This window comes from Tritonibacter mobilis, assembly GCF_001681715.1.
Taxonomy (GTDB): domain Bacteria; phylum Pseudomonadota; class Alphaproteobacteria; order Rhodobacterales; family Rhodobacteraceae; genus Epibacterium; species Epibacterium mobile.
Genome location: NZ_LNWY01000016.1, coordinates 138,318 through 158,432 on the forward strand (window position 1 = coordinate 138,318; position 20,115 = coordinate 158,432).

Genomic DNA, 20,115 nt, shown 5'->3' on the forward strand with positions numbered 1-20,115 from the left:
GAAAAAGGCCGTTGGCAGCCCCTGCCTGCGGCCTTTTTACTGTGGTGGGCGAGGCGAAGTGCTATCTTAGCGCATGCGACACGCAGAGTGCTTTCCTCTGGCGCTTTGCTGGGATAAGGAACGAACCCACCGGGGCCGAAACGCCCCAATGATGCTCAAAGGACCACATGTGAAGCTATCTCGGGATATCCTCGCCTTTCAGGCAAGGCTGGGGCATGAATTTTCCAGCCCGGAGCTGTTGATCCGTGCGCTGACTCATCCTTCGGTCTCCTCGCCAAACCGTCAGGACAATCAGCGGCTGGAATTTCTCGGCGACCGCGTGCTGGGGCTGGTGATGGCGACGGCGCTCCTTGAGCATGACAAACACGCCACAGAGGGCCAATTGGCACCGCGGTTCAATGCGCTGGTGCGCAAGGAAGCCTGCGCGGATGTCGCGCGCCAGATTGATCTTGGTGCGGTGCTGAAACTTGGCCGATCTGAAATGCTATCCGGTGGGCGGCGCAAGCAGGCGCTTCTGGGCGATGCGATGGAGGCTGTGATTGCCGCCGTCTACAAGGACGCAGGTTTTGAGGCTGCCCAGAACGTGATCCTGCGCCTGTGGGGTAAGCGCGTTGGCACGGTTGAAGATGATGCCCGTGACCCCAAAACAGCGCTGCAGGAATTTGTGCAGGCGCGCCGTCAACCGCCACCCGCATATGTATTGATCGCCCGTACAGGCCCCGATCACGAACCCGTCTTCACCATCGCTGCCCGTCTTGAAGATGGAACCGAAGAACAGGCCACCGCAGGTTCAAAACGCCTCGCAGAGCAGGCCGCCGCCAAGGCCCTTTTGGCCAAACTGGAGCAAGAGACATGACCACACGCGCAGGCTTTATCGCCCTCATCGGCGAGCCAAACGCCGGGAAATCCACGCTTCTCAATCGCATGGTGGGGGCAAAAGTCTCCATCGTGACCCACAAGGTGCAAACCACCCGCGCGCGCATTCGTGGCGTGGCGATGGAAGGCGAGAGCCAGCTTGTGTTCGTCGACACCCCGGGCCTGTTCCAGCCGCGCCGCCGCTTGGATCGCGCTATGGTTGCGGCTGCATGGGGCGGTGCTGCGGATGCTGATGTGATCGTTCTGCTCATCGAGGCGCATCGCGGCATCACAGAAGGCGTTGAACGGATCATTGAAAACCTTGGCGAAGTTGCTCAGGGCCGCCGTGTCGCACTGGCGATCAACAAGATCGACAAGGTGCAATCCGATGTGCTGCTCGGCCTGACCAAGGATCTGAACGACCGTTTCTCCTTCGCCGAGACTTTTATGATTTCCGCAGAAAAAGGCTATGGCACCGACGATCTGCGCAAGTGGCTCGCGGCCGAGGTGCCCGAAAGCCCGTGGCTCTACCCCGAGGATCAGATCGCGGATCTTCCACTCCGAATGATTGCCGCCGAGATGACGCGCGAGAAACTCACCCTGCGCCTGCACCAGGAACTGCCTTACCAGCTCACAGTTGAGACTGAGAAATGGGAGGAACGCAAGGACGGCTCTGCGCGCATTGATCAGGTGGTCTATGTGGTTCGCGATGGCCACAAGGGCATCGTGCTGGGTAAACGCGGCGAGACAATCAAAGCCGTGGGACAAGCGGCCCGCGCAGAACTTGAGGAATTCCTGGATCGCAAAATCCACCTGTTCTTACAGGTCAAGGTCCGCCCGAACTGGCTAGAGGAATCCGAACGCTACTCGGAAATGGGACTCGATTTTAAGGACGGGAACTAAACGCCCGCTCCTTCATCTTTTTACAAATACCTCCGCCGGAGGCACATTAAGGGTGTCGCGCAGGTCGCAAGGAGCACTTATGTCCCGTCTCACTGCCCGGTTTTGGGTCGACGCCTATCTGGCCCGCTTGCGTTTTCAGGATATCCCCGCCTTTGTCACCGCACATGGCGATGACACCGCCGGCGCGGTGCTGGTGAAGCTCAATACACTGGACGGTGAGGCCCGCGCGTATCACCGAAGTTTCGATCTGATGACAGGAGATCGCAAATGGGTCGAGCTGGTTGCGGGTTCGGACGAAGATGTGGAGGCATCAATCGCCAAGCAACGCCAGTTTGACAGCGACCTCTGGGTGATTGAGGTAGAAGATCGGCAGGGTAGACATCTGCTGGATGAGCCGGGGCTGGATTAGGAAATGGACTGGCGTGATCAGGGCATTTTGCTGACGGTACGTCGCCACGGCGAATCTTCGGCCCTGATCGAAGTATTCACTCAAGCACATGGTCGGCACGCGGGCCTCGTGCGCGGTGGCGCCAGTCGCAAGATGGCACCACATTTACAGCCGGGGGCGCAATTGGATCTGACGTGGTCCGCCCGTCTCGAAGATCACTTGGGCACCTATAAGGCAGAACCGCTGCGCAGCCGTGCTGCTTTGGCGCTGTCGGGGCGGCTGGCTTTGTCAGGGTTGAATGCGGTCTGCGCGCTTCTGGCTTTTGCTCTGCCGGATCGCGAAGCATATCCGGAGCTTTACCACCGCAGCGAAGCTTTGCTGGATTTGCTCGACAACGAAGATCTCTGGCCGCTGGGGTATCTGCGCTGGGAACTCTCGCTGCTTGAGGATCTGGGGTACGGTCTAGATCTGTCTTGCTGCGCGGTGACCGGTGCCACTGAGGGGCTCATGTATGTTTCACCCAAAACGGGCCGCGCGGTCTCTGAGGCGGGCGCGGGGGGATGGGCTGATCGCTTGTTGCCCCTGCCACCGGTGATGCGAGGCGAGGGCGATGGCAAGGACATAGAAATCCTGACTGCGCTGAGAACCACGGGGTTTTTCCTCGAATCAAAGCTGGCGCCAGCTTTGGGCAATCGGCCTGTGCCCGAGGCGCGCGGGCGCTTTCTGGATGCGCTGTCGCGTCGTCTATAGGCGGGTTCGGCGAAATATCGCATCCACCCCTGGCAATCACTGCCGGAGCGGGGTGGCGTCACACGCATGATACATCGCCCGGAGAAGAACGCTGTCGCGGTTGGGCCCACGCATTTCGGGTCGCATCCCAGCCTTTATGACAGCTAGGAGCACAGTAAAATGGTTGAAAAGAGCCTTATCGATCTCTCATGGGACGACTTTGATGAACATCGCGATCCCCGCCCGAATGAGAATCAGTTTGATGCCGTGGTTGAGCGTGCCGTCTCTCGCCGGGGCTTTCTCGGTGGTGCGCTGGCCTTTGGCTCTGGTGCGGCGGTCTTTGGCACTGGCTTGATGTCCTCCACCACGGCGTCACGCGCGGAAGGGCACACAAGATTTGCATTCAAGCCCATCGATATTGCCACCGATCACGCGGTTCATGTCCCTGAGGGCTATACCTCACAGGTTTTGGTGCGTTGGGGGGATGCGCTTTGGTCCGAGGTCGAAGGGGCCTATTCTCCCGAAACCGGTGTGCCGGCAGAGATGTCCGACAAGGTCTTTGGCGAGAACACGGACGGTATGGAGCTCTTTGAGGTCGACGGCCGCGAGATCATTGCTGTGAACTCGGAATATGTGAACCCGAAGATCAACTTGCCTGCAGCCTCCGAGGGTGTGCCGCAATCTTCCGAGGAGGTGATGCTGTTGAAGAACCTTCAGGGCGTCACTGTCATGGAAATCGCGCGGGGTGACAACGGCTATCAGGTGGTCAAAGACAGCCCCTATAATCGCCGGATCACCCATGAGACGGAAATGGTTCTGGCGGGTCCGCTGGCCGGTCATCCACTGGTTCAAACCAATGCCGACCCAGAGGGACGCCGGGTGAAGGGCACCATGAACAACTGTGGAGCAGGAAAGACCCTTTGGGGCACCTATCTGACCTGTGAAGAGAACTTTAACGGTTACTTCGGTGCCACCGGTGCAATGCCCGAAGGCGAAGGTTACATTCGCTATGGCATCGGCGGAGAAGGTCGCTACGCCTATGAAAAGTTCGACGAGCGGTATGATTTGTCGAAAGAACCCAACGAGCCACACCGCCATGGGTTTGTGACCGAAATCAACCCGGCGGATGCATCGTCGACACCGGTGAAACGCACGGCACTCGGCCGTTTCAAACACGAAAACGCCGAGATGGTGCAGGCTTCTGATGGTCGGATTGTCGTCTACCTGGGCGATGATGAGCGCGGCGAATATCTATATAAATACGTCTCGACCAACACTTGGGCCGAAGGTGAGCCAACCGAGGGTCTGTTGGATGATGGCCAGCTCTATGTGGCAAAGTTCAACGACGACCAGACCGGTGAATGGCTGGCATTGACGCCGGAGACGACGGGCATGGAGCAGGCAGAGATCCTCTGTTTCACGCGCATGGCGGCCTCTGCTGTTGGTGGAACCACCATGGACCGTCCGGAATGGGTGGCCTGCAACCCGCTCAAGGCGGAGGGCTATTGCGCGCTGACCAACAACAAGAACCGTGGCGTGAAGCCTAATGCGGGTGGGGATGATACCTCTGTCAACGGACCCAACCCCCGCGAGACCAACAACTTCGGGCAGATCGTGCGCTGGGCACCGGCCGATGAGAATCACGCCGCAGAGGCCTTTACTTGGGATCTCTATGTGATGGCGGGCAATCCGAAGGTTTACAACAATGCCTACGCCGGGTCTGCCAACATCAACGAGGGCAACATGTTCAACTCGCCCGATGGCATGGCCTTTTCCTCGGACGGTATGCTCTGGATTCAGACCGATGGTGACGATGACAACGAGGGCGAATTTGAGGGACAGGGGAACAATCAGATGCTGGTTGGCGACCCAGAATCTGGCGAGATCGCCCGGTTTATGACGGTGCCGAACGGTGCCGAGGTCACTGGCTTGTGCTGGTCGCTGGACAAAAAAGTGGCCTTTGTCGGCGTACAACATCCCGGCGGTGCATGGCCGGATGGCGCGGGCAAGCCGCGCTCTTCTATCGTTGCAGTCTGGCGCGAGGACGGTGCGCTGATCGGCTGAGGCGCGTACCACCCCTTTGGATTGGCCCTCATCGCGGGGCCAATCTCAGGGTATCAGCGTTTGCGGTCTGCTGGGTAGACGCCCAGAATTTCCACATCGGTTGTGAAATAGTTCAGTTCGTCCATGGCGAGGCGTACGTTTTCGTCCTCGGGGTGGCCGTCGATGTCGGCGTAAAACTGAGTCGCTGTGAAAGAGCCGTTGACCATGTAGCTCTCCAGCTTGGTCATGTTGACCCCATTGGTCGCAAATCCGCCCATCGCCTTATAAAGCGCAGCGGGGATGTTGCGCACTTGAAAGACAAAACTGGTGATCATGCCGTTTTCGCCCCGGCGGCTGGTGTCTGCCTCACGCGCCATCGTCAAAAAGCGGGTAGTGTTGTTGCCTTGATCCTCGATGTGGCGGGCCAGCACGTTCAGACCGTAAATTTCTCCGGCCAGTTCAGAGGCCAGTGCTGCGTGGGTTACGTCGCCGCGTTCGGCCACTTCGCGCGCCGCACGCGCATTGTCGGGGCTCACCCGGCCCTGAATGTTGTGTTCACGCAGGAAGCTTGCGCATTGCGGCAGCAAGACCAAATGCGAATGCGCTTCGCGGATGTCTTCGAGTTTTGCACCCGGAACACCAAGCAGATTGATGTGAACGCGCACGAAGGCCTCGTCAATGATCTTGAGACCAGAATGCGGCAGCAAGCGGTGAATATCGGCCACCCGCCCATAGGTGGTATTCTCCACCGGTAGCATCGCCAACTCCGCCTCGCCCGAGCGCACAGCGTTGATTGCATCCTCAAAACCACGGCAAGGCAGCACCTCCATATCGGGCCGCTTGTTGCGGCAGGCCTCATGGCTGTAAGAGCCGAGTTCGCCCTGTATCGCGATTTTTTGGGTCATAGCTGCGTCATCTTTGCAAAAACTTGGGGATTTAGTCGTTTAGTCGCGGTGTCTATACCTTGCCAGTTGATAGGGGAAGCCTTAGACACCGAGGAAGACAGCTGAAATGGACACGCTATCATGTTTGACACAATGACACTCACCAAAGCGACTGCAGGTTTCTGTGGCGCGTTCCTTGTGTTCCTCTTGGGCAAATGGGTTGCCGAGGAGCTTTATCTGGTCGAAGCACACGGCGAGGCGTCTTACGTCATCGAAGTGGCTGATGCCGGTGGCGCAAGTGACGAGCCTGAAGTGGACTTTGCGACGCTGATGGCGGAGGCTGATGTCGACAAAGGTGCCAAGGTCTTCCGCAAGTGTTCTGCTTGTCACAAGGTTGACGGCACAGATTCGACAGGTCCGCACCTCGATGGCGTCGTCGGTCGCGATATCGCTTCTGTAGCGGGCTTTGGTTATTCCGGCGCTCTCACCGGCCTCGAAGGCAACTGGACCCCTGAGCATCTGAGCGAGTTCCTCACCAAGCCGTCGGCATATGCGTCGGGCACCACCATGTCCTTTGCTGGCCTGAAAAAGGTCGAGGACCGGGTGAACCTGATTGCCTATCTGGAAAGCCTGGCAAACTGATCCTCCGATCACAGAATTCCCGAGAAAAGGCCGCAGCCCCCGCTGCGGCCTTTCTTCTTGTGGCGACCTGTACTGCAGACAATTGCGGTGCATTCGCGCTGATCGGCGAGGATTGGCTTTCAAATCACTGCGAGGCGGCATTCTCGGCTTGAAAACAAGGCGCTCTGGCCTTTAGCTTTGTCAGAAGCAGATAAAACGTCAGATCCGGTGAAACACGGACAATGGCGCCACATAAGAAGGGTTAGGCAGATGACGATCAGACACGCGCGTGGAATGGCAAAAGTGGCTGCGAAGTCCCGCACCCGATCGTGGATCAAGCCCTTCACCACTGCTGCGCTACTGTCCGCAGCGGCGCTGATGACATCTGTTCTTGCGGCGAGCAGTGCCGAAGACGGGGCCATCACCAAAAGCCACGGATATTCCTTCTACGGGGATCTCGATTATCCGGCGGATTTTGAGCACTTCGATTACGTGAACCCGGATGCGCCCAAAGGGGGGGAACTGGCAGTTCCCTTTATCGGCACACTGGACAGTATGAATCCCTACTCCGGAAAGGGGCGGGCGCATGCCTTTTCTGTCTACCCATATGAAAGCCTGCTTGCGGATGCAGCGCCTGCGGATAAATACGGCCAATCCTACTGCTTGCTGTGCGAAAGCGTAGAATATCCCGAAGACAAAAGCTGGGTCATCTTCCGCATGCGGCCTGAGGCGCGGTTCTCTGATGGCACTCCGGTGACAGCCCATGACATTGCCTTCAGCCATAACCTGCTGCTCGATCAGGGGTTGCAGTCCTACGCCGATTTTGTTCGCAAGCTGATCCCCAAGGTCGAAGTCATCGATGACTATACCATTAAATTCTATTTTGCTGACGGTGTATCCCGCCGTAGCTTGGTCGAACAGGTGGGCGGGGTGCCTGCATGGTCGAAGAAATGGTTCGAAGAGACCGGTCAGAAGCTCAATGAGAACTGGATTGAAGGGCCTCCGGGCTCTGGTCCCTATGTGATCGATGAAATTGATCTTTCACGGCGCATCGTACTCAAACGCAATCCCGATTATTGGGGCAAGGATCTGCCGGTCAATCAGGGGCGGCATAACTTTGATGCGCTTCGGGTTGAGATCTTTGCCGATGACACCGCCGCTTTTGAGGCGTTCAAGGCGGGCGAGTACACATTCCGTGCCGAGGGCGACAGCAAGAAATGGGCCAGCGGCTATGACTTCCCCAAGGTTGATAGCGGCGCGGTAAAGCTCGAAGAACTGCCCAATGGCGCACCGCCCGCGGCCTCCGGTATTGTGTTCAATCTGGCATCACCCAAGCTTCAAGACCGCCGTGTCCGTGAGGCGCTGGCCTTGGCGTTCAATTTTGAGTGGTCCAATGAAAGCCTGCTCTATGGGTTGTTCGAACGTCGCGCGTCCTTCACCCAGAACTCGCCCTTGATGGCGACGGGCACTCCCGAAGGTGCGGAGCGTGAATTCCTCGAAAGTCTCGGTGATCTGGTTCCGCCAGAGATGCTGAGCGAAGAGGTCTATATTCCGGCAACATCTGATCCTGCCCGACTGTTTGATCGCCGCAACGCGCGCAAAGCTGCCGCAATGCTAGAGGACGCAGGCTATGTTGTTGGCGACAACGGCAAGCGGGTGACGCCCGAGGGCGCACCGTTTGAACTGAATTTCCTGTTCTCCTCGTCGTCGTCACCTACCACGCGTGGCGTGATGGAGAATTTCGTTGATAATCTCGAAAATCTCGGCATTGCGGTTAATTTTGAGGTGGTCGACACTGCGCAATACACCAGCCGCGAGCGAGAGCGGGACTATGATCTGGTCGTGGACAGCTACACGACCTTCCTTGGGACGGGTACGGGGCTGGAGCAGCGGTTCGGGTCTGAGGCGTCGGCCTATTCGCTGTTTAACCCCGCTGGTCTGGCCTCGCCGCTGATTGATGCGATCATCACAAAATCGCTGCGCGCGGAAACACGAGAGGAAGAAACGGCGATCATGACCGCGCTTGATCGCGCATTGCGGCATGAGTTCATCATGATCCCGCTGTGGTACAACCCGAACCATTGGGCGGCTTATTACGACCAATACGAACACCCGGCGGAAATCCCACCCTACAGCCTCGGGTATCTGGACTTCTGGTGGTATAACGAGGACAAGGCCAAAGCGCTGCGAGATGTTGGCGCGCTGAGGTAAATCCCCGATGCTAAACTATATTCTGCGGCGCCTCTTGCTGGTGATCCCGACCTTGATCGGGATCATGGTGGTGAATTTCGCGCTGGTGCAATTCGTTCCCGGTGGTCCGGTTGAACAGATGATCGCCCGTCTTGAGGGCGGCGGCGACGTCTTTGGGGGCTTTGCCGGTGCCGCAAACGATGGCGGCGCTGAAACCGTGGGTCAGGCTGAGAGCCAGTATGCCGGTGGGCGCGGTCTGCCGCCTGAGTTCATTGAGGAGCTGGAGCGCGAGTTCGGTTTTGACAAGCCGCCGCTGGAACGTTTCCTCAATATGATGTGGAACTACGTCCGGCTCGACTTTGGTGAGAGTTATTTCCGCAATGTCGGGGTGATTGATCTGGTGATGGAGAAAATGCCGGTGTCAATCTCGCTCGGCCTGTGGTCGACGCTGATCGCCTATATGATTTCCATTCCATTAGGGGTGAAAAAGGCGCTGCGTGATGGCAGCAAATTTGACAGCTGGACAAGCGGCGTGATTATCGCAGCCTACGCCATACCGGGCTTTTTGTTTGCGATCCTGCTGCTGGTGCTCTTGGCGGGCGGGTCGTATTGGCAGATCTTCCCGCTGCGGGGACTGACATCGGAAAACTGGGAAAGCATGAGCCTTTTGGGCAAGATTGGCGACTATTTCTGGCATATCACTTTGCCGGTTGTGGCCTCCACCATATCCGCCTTTGCAACGCTTACACTGCTGACCAAGAACTCCTTTCTGGATGAGATCAAGAAACAGTATGTCATGACCGCGCGCGCCAAGGGGCTCACCGAGAACCGGGTGCTCTATGGGCATGTGTTCCGCAATGCGATGCTGATCGTGATCGCAGGGTTTCCGGGTGTGTTTATCTCGATCTTCTTCACCGGCAGCCTGATCATTGAGACGATCTTCTCGCTGGACGGACTGGGGCGGCTCGGGTTTGAGGCCGCAGTGGCACGCGACTACCCTATTGTTTTTGGAACGCTTTTCATCTTTGGGCTGATGGGCCTAGTGGTGGGGATCTTGTCTGACATCATGTATGTGCTGGTCGATCCGCGCATCGATTTTGAAAAGCGGGAGGGGTGATCCGATGGCACTGTCTCCGCTGAATCAACGCCGCTGGAACAACTTCAAGCGCAACCGCCGGGCCCTCTGGTCGCTCAGGATCTTTTTGGTTCTGTTTGGCCTGTCGCTGTTTGCGGATGTGCTGGCCAACGACAAACCGATCCTCGTGAACTATCGCGGTGAGTATTTCACCCCGGTGTGGAATTTCTATCCGGAAACCACCTTCGGTGGCGATTTCCAGACCGAAGCCGTCTATCGCGACCCAGAAGTAAAATGCCTGATCGCTTCCGGCGGCAGTCTCGACTGTTTTGATGATCCCGATGGCATCATTGCCGAGATTGATGCTGGCACCTACGCGGGAGAGGATTTTGTCGAAGGCTGGTCGCTCTGGCCGCCGATCCCTTACCGTTTTGACACGCCAGTGGATCGCTCCGGAGCCGCACCGCTACCGCCTAACGGGCAGAATTGGCTGGGCACCGATGACACCAAACGCGACGTGTTGGCGCGGGTCATCTATGGTTTTCGGCTCTCGATCGTCTTCACCCTCGTGGTTACGATCGCCGCAAGCCTGATCGGGATTGTGGCGGGCGCTGTGCAGGGGTTCTTTGGCGGCTGGGTGGATCTGATCTTCCAGCGCGTGATCGAGATCTGGTCCGCAACGCCATCGCTGTATGTCATCATCATCATGTTTGCCATCTTGGGGCGCAGTTTCTGGCTCCTGGTGTTTTTGATGATCCTGTTTAGCTGGACGGCGCTTGTGGGCGTGGTGCGCGCGGAGTTTCTACGGGCGCGCAACCTCGAATATGTACGCGCGGCCAAGGCGCTTGGCGTGGGGAACGTCACCATCATGTTCCGCCATATGCTGCCCAATGCGATGGTTGCGACACTCACCATGCTGCCGTTCATCGTGACTGGCACCATCGGCACCTTGGCGAGCCTTGATTTCCTCGGCTTTGGCCTGCCCTCTTCAGCGCCATCGCTGGGTGAGATGACCCTACAAGCCAAACAGAACCTGCAAGCGCCTTGGCTTGCCTTCACCGCCTTCTTTACCTTTGCAATCATGCTCTCGCTTCTGGTCTTCATCTTTGAAGGCGTGCGGGACGCGTTCGACCCGAGAAAGACCTTTTCATGAGCCATGCAGACATGAGGATTGAAAAACGTGCGACCTCTCGCCAGAGCGGGCAGCCGCAATGACGCAATCTCCCATTCTTCAGGTCAAGGACCTTCGCGTTGCCTTTCGCCAAGACGGTCAGCTCACCGAGGCGGTGAAGGGCGTGTCCTTCACGGTGTCGCGTGGCGAAACGGTTGCTCTGGTGGGCGAGTCGGGGTCCGGCAAATCGGTCTCCGCATTGTCCACGGTTCAATTGCTGGGCGACAGCGCACAGGTTTCCGGCTCCGTCACCTATGATGGGCAGGAAATGATCGGCGCAGATGAACGCACCCTGCGACGGGTGCGCGGCAATGATATCTCCTTCATCTTCCAAGAGCCGATGACCTCGCTCAACCCGTTGCACAGCATTGAAAAACAGCTGGGTGAGGCGCTTGCCCTGCATCAGGGCGTAATGGGCGAAGATGCACGCGGGCGCATTCTGGACCTGTTGAACAAGGTCGGTATCCGCGACGCCGAAACCCGGCTTGGTGCCTACCCACATCAACTCTCGGGCGGGCAACGTCAGCGGGTGATGATCGCGATGGCGCTTGCCAATAAACCAGACGTGCTGATTGCGGACGAACCCACCACGGCGCTTGATGTGACCATTCAGGCGCAGATCCTCGACCTTCTGGCGGATCTGAAAACAAGTGAAGGCATGGGGCTTTTGTTCATCACCCATGATCTGTCGATTGTGCGCCGCATCGCTGATCGGGTCTGCGTGATGAAATCCGGCGAGATCGTCGAAGAGGGCCCCACCGCAGAACTGTTTGCTGATCCCAAACACCCCTACACGCAGAAACTGCTGGCGGCTGAGCCCTCCGGCAGGCCGGGGCCGGTTCCTGAGAATGCGGAGGGGCTTGTCGCGGCAAACGACCTCAAGGTCTGGTTCCCGATCCAGCGCGGTCTGCTCAAACGTACGGTTGGCCATGTGAAGGCCGTGAACCCGATGTCGCTTTCGGTGCGCGCCGGTGAAACCCTCGGCATCGTGGGGGAATCCGGTTCTGGCAAAACCACGATGGCGCTGGCGATCATGCGTCTGATCGCCTCCGAGGGCGAAGTGCGTTTTCAAGATCAGGACCTGCGCAAGTGGTCGACGCGTGAGTTGCGCCGCCTGCGCAAGGATATGCAGATCGTATTTCAGGACCCCTTTGGCTCGCTGTCACCGCGGATGACTTGTCAGCAGATCATTGCCGAAGGCCTGGCCATCCACGAGGTCGACCAGCACCGCAAACCACGCGAACTGGTGGCGGAGGTGATGGAGGAGGTCGGCCTCGATTCCGCCGCCATGGATCGCTACCCGCATGAATTTTCCGGCGGACAACGCCAGCGTATTGCGATTGCCCGCGCCATGGTACTGCGCCCGAAACTGGTGGTGCTGGACGAGCCAACATCGGCGCTTGATATGACGGTTCAGGTTCAGATCGTTGATTTGCTGCGCGACCTGCAGGCCCGCTACGGGTTGGCCTATCTCTTTATCAGCCATGATCTCAACGTGGTGCGCGCCATGTCGCATGAGATTTTGGTGATGAAAGCTGGCGATGTGGTGGAGCAGGGCGCTGCAGAAGAGGTCTTTGCCAATCCCAAGGAGGAATACACAAGGCATCTGCTTTCAGCCGTGACAGGCGTTTAACCCAAAGCACCTGTCGTATTTCTTCTAACTGAAAATATCCCGGGAGCGCGAGGGCAGCGCCCTCGCTTCCTTCGCCTTCCCAAAACGATGTCACCGGATATTATGTGGCCGCCTAGATGGCGGAACTGTGCCCGGCTTTGCTGAGATCATAAGCGTCAAAGTGGCGTGCAATCATGCGGGTCAGAGGTTTACCCTCCGGGCGAATGCGGATCCCACCTGCATGTAGATCAAGCATGTCGGGAAACGCAGCCGACACGTCACGATACATCCTGTCCAGCGCGGCAGGCGCAATGTCAAACGTCGTCAGTATTTCCTCTGAGGAAATCGCAAAGTCGCACATCAATCCCTCGATCATGCGCCCACGCAACAGGTCTTCACCTGCAAAAACATGTCCGCGTGCGGTCGAGAACTGCCCATCACGGATCGCCTTGGTATAGGCAGATGTGGAAGGTGCGTTTTGTGCGTAGCCTTGTGGGAAGCGCGAAATCGACGAGGCTCCCAATCCGATCAGCACCTCTGCACGATCGTCGGTATAGCCTTGGAAGTTCCGGCGCAGCTTGCCAGTTCGTTCCGCCACAGCAAGTCCATCATGGGGCGTGGCAAAGTGGTCGATGCCAATTTCGCGATATCCGTCCCACATGAACAAACGCTGAGCCGTTTCAAACAGTTGCAATCGTGCCTTTGGCGAGGGCAGGCTGTCGGTGGGGATCATATTCTGCCGTCGTGCCATCCACGGCACATGTGCATACCCATAGAGCGCAACCCGGTCAGGCGACAGCGACAGGAGCTTCTGCACGCTCTCGGTCATGCGCATCCTTGTCTGATGTGGTAAGCCAAACAGGATATCAGCATTAAGGCTGGCAATCCCACGTGCGCGGATCATGTCAACCGCGTCACGGGTGAGATCAAACGGCTGGATGCGACCGATTGTTTCCTGAATTTCAGGGTCGAAATCTTGCACACCGATCGACGCGCGGTTCATCCCTGCTGCGGAGAGCGCATCTAGGCGAGGTTCGTCAATCTCATTGGGGTCGATCTCCACTGAGAACTCGCCGCCCTTCGCCATCGGGGTGATGGCGAATATCGCCTCTGCCAGTTCCGCCATCATTTCTGCAGACAGTAGCGTCGGTGTTCCTCCGCCCCAATGCAGCCGGGCCAGTCGCACGCCCTCCGGCAGGTGACGCGCCAGAAGTGCGATTTCCTGCTTTAAAACGTCCAGATAAGCACGCACCGGAGAATCCGATTGCGTGCCTTGAGTGCGACAAGCGCAAAACCAACATAGCCTGCGACAGAACGGCACATGCACGTATAAGGAGATCTCCGCACCGGGTTTAATGGCCTTGATCCAATCAGCGAATCCTTTTGCGCTTACATCATTTTTGAAATGAGGCGCAGTGGGATAGCTCGTATATCTGGGCACCTTTGCGTCGAATAGTCCGAGCCGTGCCAATTGAGATTCCTGTGTCATAGGATTACGATAGGGATGGTCGGCATTGTCGGCTTTGACTCAGATCAACCAGAGGCGCGTATGTCCCTTGCCCAATTCCAGTCGATCGAGTGTGCGGATTGCCCAATTCGCCACCGCGCCGTGTGCGCCCGTTGTGATTCGGACGAGCTCGAGGCACTCGACGCAATTAAATTCTATCGCAGCTATGAGGCTGGGCAGACCGTGATCTGGTCTGGAGATCAGATGAACTTTGTCGGTTCGGTGGTGTCTGGGATCGCGACGTTAACCCAGACGATGGAGGATGGGCGCACTCAGATGGTTGGGCTGTTGCTGCCGAGCGATTTTGTAGGCCGGCCCGGGCGCGATGGATCTGCGTATGATGTCGTTGCGACGACAGACGTTGTAATGTGTTGTTTTCGAAAAAAACCTTTTGAAGATTTGATGACGCGAACACCTCATATCGCGCATCGATTGCTGGAAATGACACTGGATGAGCTTGATGCAGCGCGTGAGTGGATGTTGGTGCTCGGGCGTAAAACCGCGCGTGAGAAGATCGCCAGTCTCTTGTCGATTATCGCACGGCGCGATGCGTCGCTCAGTGTGGATGCCGCCAGTGGTGCTGTCAGCTTTGATCTGAAGCTGACGCGTGAGGCGATGGCGGATTACCTGGGCTTGACCCTGGAAACCGTGAGCCGTCAAATCTCTGCACTTAGGAAGTCGGGTGTGATCGAACTGGAAGGAAAGCGGCACGTTACGGTGCCCGATATGCGGCGCCTGATCGAAGAGGCCGGAGATGATAGCGACGGCGGTGTGCTTGGTTAGAGAATTTCCAGTGTCGCGTTGATTCGGCGTTTGTGAACGGGAATGGGCTAGAATTTGAATTTGGTCGGCCTGAGGCGAAATTTTCTCAAACCGGGTTTCTCAACCACCATCACTGGTTGAATTTATAAATTCGAATAGTAAGCTCACGTCGCTTCCCGGAGCCATGATGTGAAGCACCACTCCAATTTCCTGACAAGATGAGGCCGGTCCCGATTTAGACCGGCCAATTGCCCAAAAACGCGCGACTTCGCGTGATGCCGTCAATGCGCCATCAGCACCGGGACTTTTGCATGTTCGAGCATGTTGCGCGTTGCGCCGCCAAGGATCGACTCACGGAAGCGCGAATGCCCATAAGCGCCCATCACAATAAGCTCTGCATCCGTATCTGTTGCGTGACGACACAGCACATCAGAGATGCGCGGCAGCGTTTTGCTGAGGACGTCAATCTCGCAGGCGACGCCGTGGCGTGCCAGCATCTGACACAACATGCCACCGGGATCTGAGCGTTCGATCCCGTGTTTTGGCGGATCAATTACAGTGATCCGAACCAGATCTGCAGACTGAAGGAGGGGCAGGGCTTTTCGCACGGCCGTGAGGGCTTCGATGCTTTCATCCCATGCGACGAGGACAGTTTTGGGTGATGCGGCAAGTGTTGTCCCCTCTGGCATCACGAGAACAGGGGTGCGCGTGTCAAAGAGGGCAGCCTCGACGATTGGCTCGACTTCCGGCCCCTGACCTTCGCCATAGGGCAGATCCATCACCACCAGATCACTGAAACGCGCATGATGCGAGGTGACCCGAGAGATATCACCAAATGGGGCAATTGCGGTGGAGAGACTGCGCGGCACATCGCTACCAGAGAGATATTGCTTGGTGCTTTCTTCGGTTGCCTGCACTTCTTCACGGGCGCGATCTAGCATTGTGTTGATGGCAATCGCATTCGCACCGCCGTCGTAGTACCCCACGCGAGTGCGATCTACTCCAAGGCACAGAACATCCAGATGCCCATCAGCGCGGCGCACCATGGTCTCGGCTTGGTCCAATGCAGTTGTCGATCCGTCTGGAGTGGATCGCACTGTCAGAATTGTCTTGTACGTCATGAGCTTACCTTTTCCCAAATCCCGTGATTCCGGTTGAAGGTAACGGGGCCTTGGTTCTCAGGTTACCCGTATCCCGTGAGGTGACATGACACATCCCAAACGCCAGCATCTTGATGCAGATCAATGTTTGCAAAACCTCGCTCTGGCATCAGGGACGGGGAAAACGACGCCCGAGGTGTATCTGCGAGGGGTACGATTCGGGTGAATCATTCAAAGGGGCATGAAATGTCTAATTATCTCAAGCTGATAGTGCTTGGCGTATTGACGGTCTTCTTCATGATCGCCGCCGGCTATGCCAGGGATCTGGCCTATCAGGTACATGCGGTGATCTTGATGCTCGTCGCAGGTGGCCTGTTTTTGTCAACGCTACGCAGTACCGACGAGCCGGTCGCGGCTCCCGTCACCGGGGAATACCTCGATGGCGTCGTGCGCGCGGGCGTCATTGCAACCGCGTTCTGGGGTGTTGCGGGGTTCCTCGTGGGAACGTTCATCGCGTTCCAGCTGGCGTTTCCGGTTCTGAACTTCGACTGGTCCGAAGGATTTGCGAACTTTGGCCGGTTGCGTCCGCTGCACACTTCTGCAGTGATTTTTGCGTTTGGGGGCAACGCGCTGATCGCAACCTCTTTCTACATCGTGCAGCGGACGTCTGCGGCGCGGTTGTGGGGCGGTAACCTCGCGTGGTTCGTGTTCTGGGGCTATCAACTCTTTATCGTTCTGGCCGCGACCGGTTATCTTCTGGGCGGCACGCAGTCCAAAGAATATGCTGAACCCGAATGGTATGTTGATCTGTGGCTGACCGTCGTCTGGGTCGCCTATCTGGCCGTTTTCCTGGGCACCATCATTCGCCGCAAAGAGCGCCACATCTATGTGGCAAACTGGTTCTTCCTCGCCTTCATCGTGACCGTTGCCATGCTGCATGTGGTCAACAATCTGACCATTCCGGTGTCGATCTGGGGCTCCAAGTCGGTGATCGTCTGGCCGGGGGTGCAGGATGCCATGGTGCAATGGTGGTATGGCCACAACGCTGTGGGCTTCTTCCTGACCGCAGGTTTCCTCGGCATGATGTACTATTTCATCCCAAAACAAGCAGATCGTCCGGTCTACAGCTACAAACTGTCGATCATCCACTTCTGGGCGCTGATCTTCATCTACATCTGGGCAGGTCCGCACCACCTGCATTACACCGCGCTGCCCGACTGGGCTTCGACCCTCGGCATGGTGTTCTCGGTCGTGCTGTGGATGCCGTCCTGGGGTGGTATGATCAACGGTCTGATGACGCTTTCAGGCGCTTGGGACAAGCTGCGCACCGACCCTGTACTGCGGATGCTGGTGATCTCGGTTGGTTTCTACGGCATGTCCACGTTTGAGGGCCCGATGATGTCGATCCGCGCTGTGAACTCGCTGTCGCACTACACGGACTGGACCATTGGTCACGTGCATTCCGGTGCGCTCGGCTGGAACGGTATGATCACCTTCGGTGCGCTCTATTACCTGACGCCGGTTCTGTGGAAGCGCGAACGGCTCTATTCGCTGAGCCTCGTCAGCTGGCACTTCTGGCTCGCCACCATCGGCATCGTGCTCTACGCGGCGTCCATGTGGGTGACTGGTATCATGGAAGGTCTGATGTGGCGTGAAGTGGACGCAAACGGCTTCCTCGTGTGGTCCTTTGCCGACACCGTGGCTGCGAAGCTTCCGATGTATGTGATGCGTGGTTTGGGCGGGGTTCTGTTCCTCTCCGGGTCGCTGGTCATGTGCTACAACCTCTGGATGACCGTTCGTCGGGCGCCGGCCAAAGAGGCCAGCCTGTCCGTCGCGGTCCCGGCTGAATAAGGAGGGCCGGAGAGATGGCAATTCTCGACAAGCATAAAATCCTCGAGACGAACGCAACGCTTCTGCTGATCTGTTCCTTTCTCGTCGTCACCATCGGTGGCTTGGTGCAGATCACCCCGCTGTTCTACCTAGAGAACACCATCGAGGAGGTGGAGGGCATGCGTCCCTACACCCCGCTCGAGCTGGCAGGGCGCGACATCTACATCCGCGAAGGCTGCTACGTCTGCCATAGCCAGATGATCCGTCCCATGCGCGATGAGGTCGAACGCTACGGCCACTACTCACTGGCGGCGGAGTCGATGTACGACCACCCGTTCCAGTGGGGCTCCAAACGCACAGGGCCGGACCTGGCCCGTGTGGGGGGGCGTTACTCTGACGAGTGGCACGTAGACCACCTGCGCGATCCGCAAGCAGTGGTGCCGGAATCGGTGATGCCGAAGTATGACTTCCTCGAGCGCACCCGCATCGACGGCAAGTATATCGGCGATCTGATGGCCACCAATGCCATTGTCGGCGTGCCCTACTCGGACGAGATGATCGAAGAAGCGCGCCGCGATTTCCGCGCTCAGGCTGATCCCGACAGTGACTATGACGGGCTGCTGGAGCGGTACGGCGAGAACGTCAACGTGCGGAACTTCGACGGTCAACCGGGTGTCTCTGAAGCGGACGCATTGATCGCTTATCTGCAGATGTTGGGCACGTTGGTCGATTTCTCGACCTTCACACCTGACGCAAGCCGGTAAGGGAGGATTGAGCCATGGAAACCTATTCCTTGCTGCGACAGTTCGCTGACAGCTGGATGCTTCTCTTTCTGTTCCTCTTTTTCATTGGTGTTGTGTTCTGGGCGTTTCGCCCCGGCTCCACCAAAACTTATGAGGACACAGCCAATATCCCCTTCCGCAACGCGGATAAGCCGGCGTCAGAGAGCGCCGCTCAACCGGAGGCCCAGAAATGAGTGAGACGGGCAACAAAAACACCGTAAAGATCCAAGAAGGTGATCCAAACACCACCGGCCATGAGTGGGATGGGATCATGGAGTTCGACAACCCGATGCCGCGCTGGTGGCTTTGGGTGTTCTACGCCACCATCGTCTGGGGGATCGGCTATAGCATCGCCTATCCGGCCTGGCCGCTGGTGAGTGAGGCAACCTCTGGCATGTTGGGCTGGTCCTCGCGTGCCAAGGTTGAAGCTGAAATCGCTGCGGTCGAAACGGCAAATGCGCCGATCAACGCACAGTTGGAGGCTCTGGAACTTGCGGCCATTCCGGGTCACCCGGAACTTGAGGATTATGCGGTGTCTGCGGGTGCTGCGGTGTTCAAGACCTGGTGTGCGCAGTGTCACGGCTCCGGTGCGGCGGGTGCCAAAGGGTATCCGAACCTCTTGGACGATGACTGGCTTTGGGGTGGTACAATGGAAGACATCCATACCACCGTGTCCTACGGTATCCGCAATGAGGAAAGCGACGATGCGCGCTTCTCTGCGATGCCTGCCTTTGGGCGTGATGGGCTGCTGGAAAAAGAGCAGGTCAGTCAGGTGGTCAACTATGTGATGTCCCTGTCGGATACGCCACAAGATGCAAGCCAAGTGGCGGCTGGTGCCGCTGTGTTTGAGGCGAACTGTGCCTCCTGTCATGGCGAAGACGCCTCGGGAGATATCTATCAGGGCGCTCCGAACCTCAAAGATGCCATCTGGCTCTATGGTGGCGATTACGAGACCGTCTATGAAACCGTTTGGAACTCTCGCTACGGGGTCATGCCGAACTGGGATACCCGCCTGAGTGAGGCCGAAATCCGCGCAGTGAGTGCTTATGTGCACCAGTTGGGTGGTGGCGAGTAAATCGCGATCTGGCACCGAAAAAGCAGGCCGCTCCAAACGGGGCGGCCTTTTTAGTTGGGGACAGTCAATTGGATGTGCAAGCGCGCCGGACCTGCGCAAAACAGCGGCGTTTTTTGGTGTGAACTTTGGTCGAGTTGATCTGCATCAAGGCTGCGCGAGCATGCAGATGACAAAATGGTATCGAGACGAAATTCAGGGCCATGGTTGGGAAGGCTATCGTGTCAGGCCTCGGATTTCGCCGTGCCCCGCTGGGTTGACTAGCGGGTCTTTACGACGCCGGTTCCCTGCTTGTTCGCGCGTTTCCTGGGGAGCCGGCGTCTTTTCCTTCTGATCACGAACAAGGCTATTTGCAGGTCGCGATGCGCGGTTGACACGGAGATTGGCCATCGCGTGTCTCTTTCCGCGCCTTGATCAGGGCGGTCACGATGCGACGCCATATACCGGGGCGGACCTTGGGGCTGCGGTAGGCCACTGGCAATGGCCGCTGGGGAAGATCGCTGTGGCGGGTCGCGTTCAACAGGGTGCGGGCATAAATATCAACTAACATGTTCACTCTCCTCGGCATGTGATCCACACGCTGGATCTGTG

At 57.7% G+C, this 20,115-nt stretch carries 19 protein-coding genes; 15 read left to right on the plus strand and 4 right to left on the minus strand.

The window, feature by feature from the left end; genetic code table 11:
* Positions 1-169: 169 nt before the first annotated feature.
* The 5 genes from rnc to UB90_RS16215 all read left to right on the plus strand — a co-directional run bounded on the left by rnc (position 170) and on the right by UB90_RS16215 (position 4,939).
* On the plus strand, positions 170-856 hold the full coding sequence (rnc, locus tag UB90_RS16195) for a ribonuclease III (protein ID WP_009178078.1): 687 nt from the start codon (positions 170-172) through the stop codon (positions 854-856).
* A complete protein-coding gene (gene era, locus UB90_RS16200; RefSeq protein ID WP_009177896.1) occupies positions 853-1,758 on the plus strand; it encodes a GTPase Era in 906 nt (301 codons plus the stop codon). The genes rnc and era overlap by 4 nt, the downstream gene beginning before the upstream one ends.
* 79 nt (positions 1,759-1,837) lie before the next feature.
* Entirely contained in the window at positions 1,838-2,167 is a 330-nt protein-coding gene (locus UB90_RS16205) for a DUF1491 family protein (RefSeq protein WP_005615011.1), read from the plus strand.
* A 3-nt stretch (positions 2,168-2,170) separates the two neighbouring features.
* Positions 2,171-2,896: a DNA repair protein RecO gene (gene recO / locus UB90_RS16210; RefSeq protein WP_065324165.1), complete on the plus strand. Its 726-nt coding sequence runs from the start codon at positions 2,171-2,173 to the stop codon at positions 2,894-2,896.
* A gap of 159 nt (positions 2,897-3,055) precedes the next feature.
* Positions 3,056-4,939 (plus strand): PhoX family protein, encoded by a 1,884-nt coding sequence (locus UB90_RS16215; protein WP_065324166.1) that lies wholly within the window; start codon positions 3,056-3,058, stop codon positions 4,937-4,939.
* 53 nt (positions 4,940-4,992) lie between these two features.
* On the opposite strand, the gene UB90_RS16220 is transcribed toward UB90_RS16215, so the two are convergent.
* A complete protein-coding gene (locus UB90_RS16220; RefSeq protein ID WP_009177817.1) occupies positions 4,993-5,823 on the minus strand; it encodes a prephenate dehydratase in 831 nt (276 codons plus the stop codon).
* Positions 5,824-5,943: 120 nt separating this feature from the next.
* On the opposite strand from UB90_RS16220, the gene UB90_RS16225 reads away from it, so the two are divergent.
* The 5 genes from UB90_RS16225 to UB90_RS16245 all read left to right on the plus strand — a co-directional run bounded on the left by UB90_RS16225 (position 5,944) and on the right by UB90_RS16245 (position 12,492).
* Positions 5,944-6,444: a c-type cytochrome gene (locus UB90_RS16225; RefSeq protein WP_005615002.1), complete on the plus strand. Its 501-nt coding sequence runs from the start codon at positions 5,944-5,946 to the stop codon at positions 6,442-6,444.
* Positions 6,445-6,693: 249 nt separating this feature from the next.
* A complete protein-coding gene (locus UB90_RS16230) occupies positions 6,694-8,634 on the plus strand; it encodes an extracellular solute-binding protein (protein ID WP_065324167.1) in 1,941 nt (646 codons plus the stop codon).
* A gap of 7 nt (positions 8,635-8,641) precedes the next feature.
* Entirely contained in the window at positions 8,642-9,730 is a 1,089-nt protein-coding gene (locus UB90_RS16235) for a microcin C ABC transporter permease YejB (protein WP_005614998.1), read from the plus strand.
* A 4-nt stretch (positions 9,731-9,734) separates the two neighbouring features.
* Positions 9,735-10,841: an ABC transporter permease gene (locus tag UB90_RS16240; protein WP_009177688.1), complete on the plus strand. Its 1,107-nt coding sequence runs from the start codon at positions 9,735-9,737 to the stop codon at positions 10,839-10,841.
* Between the two features lie 58 nt (positions 10,842-10,899).
* Entirely contained in the window at positions 10,900-12,492 is a 1,593-nt protein-coding gene (locus tag UB90_RS16245; protein ID WP_065324168.1) for an ABC transporter ATP-binding protein, read from the plus strand.
* A 112-nt stretch (positions 12,493-12,604) separates the two neighbouring features.
* Here UB90_RS16245 and hemN read toward each other — a convergent pair whose 3' ends face one another.
* Positions 12,605-13,960 carry an oxygen-independent coproporphyrinogen III oxidase gene (gene hemN / locus UB90_RS16250; protein ID WP_065324169.1) on the minus strand — a complete coding sequence of 452 codons (1,356 nt, stop codon included), beginning with the start codon at positions 13,958-13,960 and terminating at the stop codon, positions 12,605-12,607.
* A gap of 60 nt (positions 13,961-14,020) precedes the next feature.
* Here hemN and fnrL point away from each other — a divergent pair, with 60 nt between their 5' ends.
* Positions 14,021-14,761, plus strand: coding sequence for a transcriptional regulator FnrL (gene fnrL, locus UB90_RS16255; protein WP_039983362.1), 741 nt, complete (start codon positions 14,021-14,023; stop codon positions 14,759-14,761).
* Positions 14,762-15,021: 260 nt separating this feature from the next.
* Here fnrL and UB90_RS16260 read toward each other — a convergent pair whose 3' ends face one another.
* On the minus strand, positions 15,022-15,861 hold the full coding sequence (locus UB90_RS16260) for a universal stress protein (protein ID WP_009177427.1): 840 nt from the start codon (positions 15,859-15,861) through the stop codon (positions 15,022-15,024).
* A gap of 225 nt (positions 15,862-16,086) precedes the next feature.
* On the opposite strand from UB90_RS16260, the gene ccoN reads away from it, so the two are divergent.
* From ccoN to ccoP, 4 genes are read left to right on the plus strand one after another with little or no spacing between them, the layout of a single operon-like run.
* A complete protein-coding gene (gene ccoN / locus UB90_RS16265; protein ID WP_005629923.1) occupies positions 16,087-17,691 on the plus strand; it encodes a cytochrome-c oxidase, cbb3-type subunit I in 1,605 nt (534 codons plus the stop codon).
* A gap of 14 nt (positions 17,692-17,705) precedes the next feature.
* On the plus strand, positions 17,706-18,434 hold the full coding sequence (gene ccoO / locus UB90_RS16270) for a cytochrome-c oxidase, cbb3-type subunit II (protein ID WP_005629926.1): 729 nt from the start codon (positions 17,706-17,708) through the stop codon (positions 18,432-18,434).
* Positions 18,435-18,448: 14 nt separating this feature from the next.
* Positions 18,449-18,646, plus strand: a complete 198-nt coding sequence (locus UB90_RS16275) for a CcoQ/FixQ family Cbb3-type cytochrome c oxidase assembly chaperone (RefSeq protein ID WP_005629929.1) — start codon at positions 18,449-18,451, stop codon at positions 18,644-18,646.
* Positions 18,643-19,527 carry a cytochrome-c oxidase, cbb3-type subunit III gene (gene ccoP, locus UB90_RS16280; RefSeq protein ID WP_065324170.1) on the plus strand — a complete coding sequence of 295 codons (885 nt, stop codon included), beginning with the start codon at positions 18,643-18,645 and terminating at the stop codon, positions 19,525-19,527. Before UB90_RS16275 ends, ccoP begins: the two co-directional genes overlap by 4 nt.
* Before the next feature lie 343 nt (positions 19,528-19,870).
* Here the strand turns inward: ccoP and UB90_RS16285 are convergent, their stop codons facing one another.
* Entirely contained in the window at positions 19,871-20,074 is a 204-nt protein-coding gene (locus tag UB90_RS16285) for a hypothetical protein (RefSeq protein ID WP_065324171.1), read from the minus strand.
* Positions 20,075-20,115 lie beyond the last annotated feature (41 nt).